The 6,613-nt window shown below is 68.8% G+C and carries 7 protein-coding genes and 1 pseudogene; 3 read left to right on the plus strand and 5 right to left on the minus strand.

Annotation, left to right across the window (positions count from 1 at the left end; translation table 11 throughout):
- Window positions 1-8: 8 nt before the first annotated feature.
- From QH290_RS25815 to QH290_RS25825, 3 genes are read right to left on the minus strand one after another with little or no spacing between them, the layout of a single operon-like run.
- Window positions 9-728 carry a hypothetical protein gene (locus QH290_RS25815; RefSeq protein WP_280262281.1) on the minus strand — a complete coding sequence of 240 codons (720 nt, stop codon included), beginning with the start codon at window positions 726-728 and terminating at the stop codon, window positions 9-11.
- Window positions 716-1,312 carry a TetR family transcriptional regulator gene (locus tag QH290_RS25820; protein WP_280262279.1) on the minus strand — a complete coding sequence of 199 codons (597 nt, stop codon included), beginning with the start codon at window positions 1,310-1,312 and terminating at the stop codon, window positions 716-718. Before QH290_RS25820 ends, QH290_RS25815 begins: the two co-directional genes overlap by 13 nt.
- Entirely contained in the window at window positions 1,305-2,363 is a 1,059-nt protein-coding gene (locus tag QH290_RS25825) for an NAD(P)H-dependent amine dehydrogenase family protein (protein ID WP_280262277.1), read from the minus strand. Before QH290_RS25825 ends, QH290_RS25820 begins: the two co-directional genes overlap by 8 nt.
- Window positions 2,364-2,491: 128 nt before the next feature.
- Between QH290_RS25825 and QH290_RS25830 the strand changes: the two genes are divergently transcribed.
- Together QH290_RS25830 and QH290_RS25835 are read left to right on the plus strand one after the other, a co-directional pair.
- Window positions 2,492-3,118 (plus strand): alpha-ketoglutarate-dependent dioxygenase AlkB, encoded by a 627-nt coding sequence (locus QH290_RS25830; protein WP_280262274.1) that lies wholly within the window; start codon window positions 2,492-2,494, stop codon window positions 3,116-3,118.
- Window positions 3,119-3,200: 82 nt separating this feature from the next.
- Entirely contained in the window at window positions 3,201-3,914 is a 714-nt protein-coding gene (locus QH290_RS25835; protein WP_280262273.1) for an HD domain-containing protein, read from the plus strand.
- Window positions 3,915-3,986: 72 nt separating this feature from the next.
- On the opposite strand, the pseudogene QH290_RS25840 reads toward QH290_RS25835, so the two are convergent.
- Both QH290_RS25840 and QH290_RS25845 read right to left on the minus strand, forming a co-directional pair.
- Window positions 3,987-4,966, minus strand: a pseudogene (locus QH290_RS25840) (FAD-dependent monooxygenase); the annotation flags it as partial.
- A 216-nt stretch (window positions 4,967-5,182) separates the two neighbouring features.
- Window positions 5,183-5,740 (minus strand): DUF4334 domain-containing protein, encoded by a 558-nt coding sequence (locus QH290_RS25845; protein ID WP_280385700.1) that lies wholly within the window; start codon window positions 5,738-5,740, stop codon window positions 5,183-5,185.
- 177 nt (window positions 5,741-5,917) lie between these two features.
- Between QH290_RS25845 and QH290_RS25850 the strand changes: the two genes are divergently transcribed.
- Window positions 5,918-6,367: an SgcJ/EcaC family oxidoreductase gene (locus QH290_RS25850; protein ID WP_280385702.1), complete on the plus strand. Its 450-nt coding sequence runs from the start codon at window positions 5,918-5,920 to the stop codon at window positions 6,365-6,367.
- Window positions 6,368-6,613: the final 246 nt, after the last annotated feature.

Below are 6,613 nucleotides of genomic sequence, written 5' to 3' on the forward strand. Positions count from 1 at the left end.
CGCGGGCGCTATCGGAGGAATCCGTAGGAGTCGGTGTTGATCAGGATGACGCTGGCGACCATGCCCCACGCCGGTGCGACGAGCCACAGGCTGTTCGTTCCGCCGATGAAGATCGCCAGGTTGCGTGTGGTGTGCCCGACGTATTCCTTGTTGACGAAGTAGGCGAGGTAGTAGAGGACGGTGCCGTAGAACATCATCCAGAAGATGATCAGGCCCATGATCCCCAACGCGCGCGCCGGAATCATGTCGAAGGTGAGGCCGTAGATGAACAGCAGGGACGGGATCAGCGTCACGTAGCCGTTGCCGGAGTCGACCCAGAAGCCGAACGACTTGCGGTTGGCGTAGGCGGGATCGAACAGCGAGTACGAGGACCAGACCTGCGCCCAGGTGCTCGGCCGCACGATCTCGCGGAGCCGGATGGGGGCGGTGAAGAAGTCGATCACCCGGTCGAGTTCGCGGCCGCGGTAGTCGGCGACGAATTGCTCGTGCTGGCGCTCGACCAGGGAGATGCGCAGATTCAGCGAAATCTCCCACAGCGCGATCATCACATTGATCCAGGTGAACGCCACCAGCATGATCTGCCCGGCATTGACGCCGTACCGCGTGATATGCAGGGCGATCGGTACCGCGGCACCGGCCACGACGAATGCCGCGACCACCATCCACACACGCAGTATTCCGACGCCGCGCACAGGGTGTGCCGCCGTGGATTCGGTTACTTCCAGCATTGGGTCCTGGTTCCTTCGAGAGCTTGCTCGGTGAGCTGATGCAGGGTGGGGTCGCGGGGATCGTCGTTGTCGAGCCAGCGCAGGAAGGCGAACTCGGCGGCGGCGAGCACGGTGTGCACGAGCAGGCCCGGCCGGATGTCCTCGTCGGGGCGCACGCCCATCCGTTCGCCGACGAGCTTGGTCAGCTGCGCGCGCTCGAACCGGCCGACCACGGCGACGCGGTCGAGGAGCTGCGGCGCGGCGCGAATCGCGGTGCGCCAGTGGTCCAATGCCTGCTCCTCGGCGACGAATGCCCGGCTCCACCGCAGGCTTGCCCGGCACAGCGCCTCGTCGGCCGACTCGCTGGGAGGTCGCGCGTGCAGGTTGTCGACGATGGCCGCACCGGCCCGGCGGAGAGTGCTCAGCAGCAGATCCTCTTTGCTGGTCACGTACCGGAAGTAGGTGCTGTGCCCGATACCCGCGGCCGCCGCGATCTCCTCGGTGGTCACCGCGTCGAAACCGCGCTCGGCGAACAATCGCACCGCCGCTCGCTGAATGTCTCCGCGGATCTGCGCCTTCTGCCGGTCCCGCAACGACTCAGCCACGCGCGACCCCCAGATCCGGATGGGCGCGCCCGGCGACGACGGGTAGCTCCACACTCGATTTGATGCCGGGCGTTGCCGCGCACACGTACGGGATGGAGTTGACGCAGTGGTTCGCGGTCGCCACGATGCCGGGATTGCGTTTCAGCCCGTCCGCGACGGTCGTGGGTTGCCAGCCCCGAATGGTCACGAAAGTGTCGGGGTCTCCGGCGATTTCGATCTCGTAGCGTTCCCCCTCCGGTCCGAATTCCCAGCCCGGTTCCAGGTTCTCCTCCCCCATCAGCCAGTTGACCGCGATCCGCACAACCGGTCGGTCACCGACCATCGCGTCCCATGTGAATCGCTGCGCCGCGACCCTACCCGGCTCGAGGATCCCCATCGGGGACTCGATCGGGCCGGTCGCCACGGCGATCTCGTGGGAGGTGCGGATCGGGGCGTCGGCGAATCCGAGGGTGTCCACGCACATGGCCGCCGACTGGGCGAACCCGCCGGTCAGCAGCCTGAGCATCGGAGATTCGCGGGCCTGCTCGGGGGTGCCGCCGAAGCCCATCACCGTCCGCAGCACATCCGGGGCGTCGTAGGTGCGCATATCCGAGAACTCCTCGGCCCGCACGAATGTCACCTTCGACGACATCGCCGAGAGCACCAGCGGGTGCAGATCTGTGGTCCCACCGGGATTGATGCCGATCCCGTGCAGGGTGACGCCGCCGTCGGCGCAGGCCCGCTCCAGTTCGGCATCACGGTGGGTCGGATAGAACCAGCCGACCGGGGTGACCACGTTCTTACCGGACCGCAGAATGCGCGCCACCTCACCGGCATTCGGGATCAGCGGGGCGTACACCACCGCATCCGCGTCCAACGCCAGAATTTCCTCCACATCGCCGGTGGCGGTGACACCCACCTGCGCCGTGCCGAGAATCTCACCGACATCCAGGCCGCGCTTGCCCTCGGAGTGCACATAGCAACCGACGAGATCCAACTCGGGATGCGCCTGCACCGCTTCGATCGCCGCCCTGCCGACTCCGCCGGTAGCCCACTGGACAACCCGCAACATGACACCTCCAGAGAGAAGCTCTTGATAAGAGAGAGTGTCTCTCGAGAAGAGTGGCCTCGCAACCACGGACTGCCACCGCACACCGAATGCGCTTGAACGTATGTTCGATAGAACGTAGATTCGATCTCATGTCGACACCGCTGCAGGGTTCGCTGCTCGACGGCTTCGGGGATCTGGGGCTCGAGCCGCTGGACGGGATACGGCGCACGGTCCTGGGCGAGGGTGCCTGGGTGGATGTGCTGCCGGGGTGGCTGTCCGGGGCCGATCTGCTGTTCGAGCGGCTGGCCGCGGAGGTGCCGTGGCGCGCGGACCGGCGGCAGATGTACGACCGCATGGTGGACGTGCCGCGGTTGCTGCGGTTCTACGACGAACGCGAGACGCTGCCCGACCCGGTGCTCGACGAGGCCCGCGAGGCATTGAGCGCGCACTACCGCCGCGAACTCGGCGAGCCGTTCCGCACGGCGGGGCTGTGCTACTACCGCGACGGGAACGACAGCGTCGCCTGGCACGGCGACACCTCCGGCCGGGGCGCGACACACGACACCATGGTCGCGATCGTGTCGGTCGGCGCGCCGCGCCCGCTGCTGCTGCGCCCGCGCGGCGGAGGCACGCACCTGCGCTACCCGCTGGGCCACGGCGACCTGATCGTGATGGGCGGTTCCTGCCAGCGCACCTGGGAGCACGCGGTGCCGAAGACGCGGCGGCCGGTCGGCCCGCGCATCAGCATCCAGTTCCGGCCCCGCGGCGTCCGGTAGCCACGCAAAGTTCGATCTCCGGCCACCGGGGTGCAAGCGAGCCATAAGCGTTCTCGTCGTACCGGCCGGTTACATTGGCTCCATGAATACGGTTGGGGCGGGAATTCTCTCGGTGATGCCGCTGCACACGATCTCCGACGTGCACGGGGAATCCGGGCTGCGGCGGCGCCTCGAGCTGGAATCGGAGAAGCTGCCGGAGCCGGAGCGGGTGGGCGCCGCCCTGGATCTCGCCTCCGATCTGCACCGCGAGGACCGGTACGGGCGCGAGCCGTACGTCAATCACCTGCTGCGCGTGGCGATTCGGATCGTCAGCCACTACGAGGTCCGCGAGACCGACGTGGTGGTGGCGGGCCTGCTGCACGACGCGGTGGAGGATCACGCGCCCGAACTGTCCGGCGCGCGAACCGGTTCGACCACCGACGGCGCGCTCACCGAGGTGGGCGAGCGGTTCGGCGACCGGGTGGCGACGCTGGTCGCCGCCGTCACCAATCCCCCGCCGGACCCGTCGATGGACCGGCACGCCCAGTACCGCGAGTACGTCTCCACCAGCCTGGACCGCGACCCCTGGGCGCGGGTGGTGAAGATCTCCGACTTCACCGACAACGGCGTGGGCATCCTGTACGCGACCGGCCCCGTCATGCACAAGCTGGCCACCAAGTACCGCCCCCTCACCGACGTCTACCGCGACCTGGTGACCCGCACCGACACACCCCTGGCCGACCACGTGAAGGACCACATCCTCGACCAGCTCGACCGTGCCGACGAACGCTTCGACGCCATCCTCACCCGCAGCTGACACCCTCACGCCGCACCCCCTGCACGTTCCCGCACCCCCTACAGGCCCCTGGAAGGCGTGCGCGAACCAACAAGGGGTGCGGCAACGCACGTGCGGGGCGTGTTCGGGGAGGACGCCGCGGGCGACGAGGAACGGCGGGATGCTGCGGACTATCGGGATTCGGCGAAATACGCGCAGCGGCAAGGGGGTTCGATCGGAGTCGAGAGGTTCACCGCGCCGGAGACCGCCGGGGCGATCGCTCGGGCGTGCGCCACGCGCTGCACGGCCTGCGTGATCGCCGTCGGAACGAGGCGGCGGCGCTGCACGCGGGCCAGGTCGGAGGTCGTCACTCGGTACGAAAGTAGCAGGGGTGCAAGGATTCTCGCCGCCGCCACCGCGTCCTGGACGGCGAGATTGATGCCCACGCCGCCGACCGGCGACATGGCGTGGGCGGCGTCGCCGAGGCACAGCAGGCCGTCGGTGTACCACCACACGTCGAACGGCATCGCCCAGCGGCGCGAACCCAAACCCGCCGCCGACCGCAGCACCGACGTGCGCCCGTCGCAGGCCACCGTCAGATCGGCCCGAATCTCGCCGCTGCCACCGTCTTTCGTCCGATACCCGACCCCGGCGACGCGGCCGTCCGCCCAGATCACCTCGCTCCCTTCGGTATTCATCCGCAACCGGAAGGTCGGCTCGCGGTCGGCGGCGCGCGTGAGCAGATCCAGCAGGTCCCACTGCGGCACCATCGCGATGTACTTGTGCCTGCCCGGCAGCCCGGTGAACGTGGCCAGGGTCTGCATCCGGCCGCCGATCGGCAGCTGCACGGTCGTCAGCCGGCGCTGGGGTAGCTTCGCGAACCCCTCCCCCAGGCCCAGCTCGTCGAGCAGGTCCAGGGTCGTCGGGTGCACCGTATCGCCGCGGAAATCGCGCAGGAAGTCGCCGTGCTTCTCCAGCACGGTCACCTCGACCCCGGCCCGGGCCAGCAACAGCCCCACCACGATTCCCGCCGGGACAACCTCCGGGACGCGTGGGTCCCGGCAAAAAGCGTGCCGGGAAAGGGGTTGTGGCAGGCCGGGTCGACAGGTCTGATTCAGCAGACCCGAGGCAGGCCGGGATCGGCGGGCCGTAGGCACGCCGGAGATCAGCGGGCCTTTGACACGCCGGAGATCAGCGGGCCTTTAGCAGGCCGGGATCGGCGGGCCTTAGGCAGGCCGAGATCGGCTGGCCGACACGAACTACCTGTGCTTCGATGGTCGGCGGGAGCGTGGTTCGGGGCGGTGAATCGGTCAGGCTCGGGCGCGGCGGAGGATGAAGAAGTAGGGGTCGGTCATGCCGCGCAGGTCCATCACGCCGAGCAGGGTGTCGGCGTCGACCGCGCGGAAGATGTCGATGATCGGCAGGTGGTCGTAAACCATTGCGGCGCCGACCTTCCCGCGGAACTCGAGATCGCGCAGCCGAGCCCGCGGCGCCCTTGTGCGCAGCAGCGGGCGCAGCACGGGCAGCAGCCTGCGCGCCGCCCGGACACCCGCGAGCGGAATTCGGCCCGCCAGCGCCAACGGGACGCGGCGCGGATCGACCGGGAACACGTCCCCGTCGGGGCCCGCGAACAGCAGCGGCTGCACCCGGTCGGCGCCGTCGAACTGCTTTCCGCACCAACCGGATTCGACCAGCACCCCGGCCCACGGATGCCCGGTGTCCAGCTCGTCGCCGTGCCAGCGGCCGGTGGTGATCTCCTCGACGCGCACGGCGGGCAGGCCGTCGAACAGTTCCCATGCCTGCCGCGGCGTGCAGCCCTCCTGCCGGAGCGCCCGCAATCGCGCCGCGGGCGTATCGACGCCGGTCATATCGTCCTCCTCGACGACGAGAGCAAGTGACTCATTGGATTTCACATTATCTCAGTGCGCACGAGCGGGCGAGGGTCACCTCGGGCGATCGACGGCCGTCCACACGCCCCGGTGTGATCGAGACCACCGGCACCGCCACTAGACCTGAAGCATTGTTCAGGTAGCAACATGACTGCCATGACCGCAGCACACGCCGAGGCCCCCACCGTCGCGGACGCCACCACCGATCACACCGACGACGCCGCCGCGATCCGGCAGCTCGTCGCCGATGTCGAGGCGGGCTACAACACCAACGATGCCGAGCTCATGACCTCGGGTTTCCTCGAGAACGCCACGGTGGTCAACGCCGTCGGAATGCTGCTCACCGGCCGGGACGAGCTGTTGACCAGCAGCCGGGCCGGGCTGGCCGGATTCCTGAAGGACGAGCACGTCCGCTACGACGTCACCGACATCACGTTCCTGCGCCCCGACATGGCCGTCGCGCACAAGGTCGCGCGCGCCACCACCGCCGACGGCGAACTCATCGACGCCGATCCCGCGATGATCGCCCTCTACGTGCTGGTCAAGGAGAACGGCCGCTGGTGGGCCGCGGCCCGCCAGAGCACCCCGATCCCCCGGGCTGCCTGAGGCCCGGGCGCGGGGGCCGCCCGCCCCACCCACACCCCCCCCCCCGCCCGGGCCGCGCGGGCGCGCCCGCCCCGCGCGCCGCGCCCGCCCGGGGCGGGACCGACCCCCCCACCCCCCCCGCCCCCCCACCCGATAAAGACCCCCCCAAAAAAACCCACCCCCCCCACCCCCCAATTTATTAAAACATGAGCAAAAATAAAAACCCCAAAAAAAAACACCCCACCCCCCCCCCCAAAAACCCAAAAA

It is taken from the genome of Nocardia wallacei, assembly GCF_029869545.1.
GTDB lineage: Bacteria > Actinomycetota > Actinomycetes > Mycobacteriales > Mycobacteriaceae > Nocardia > Nocardia wallacei_A.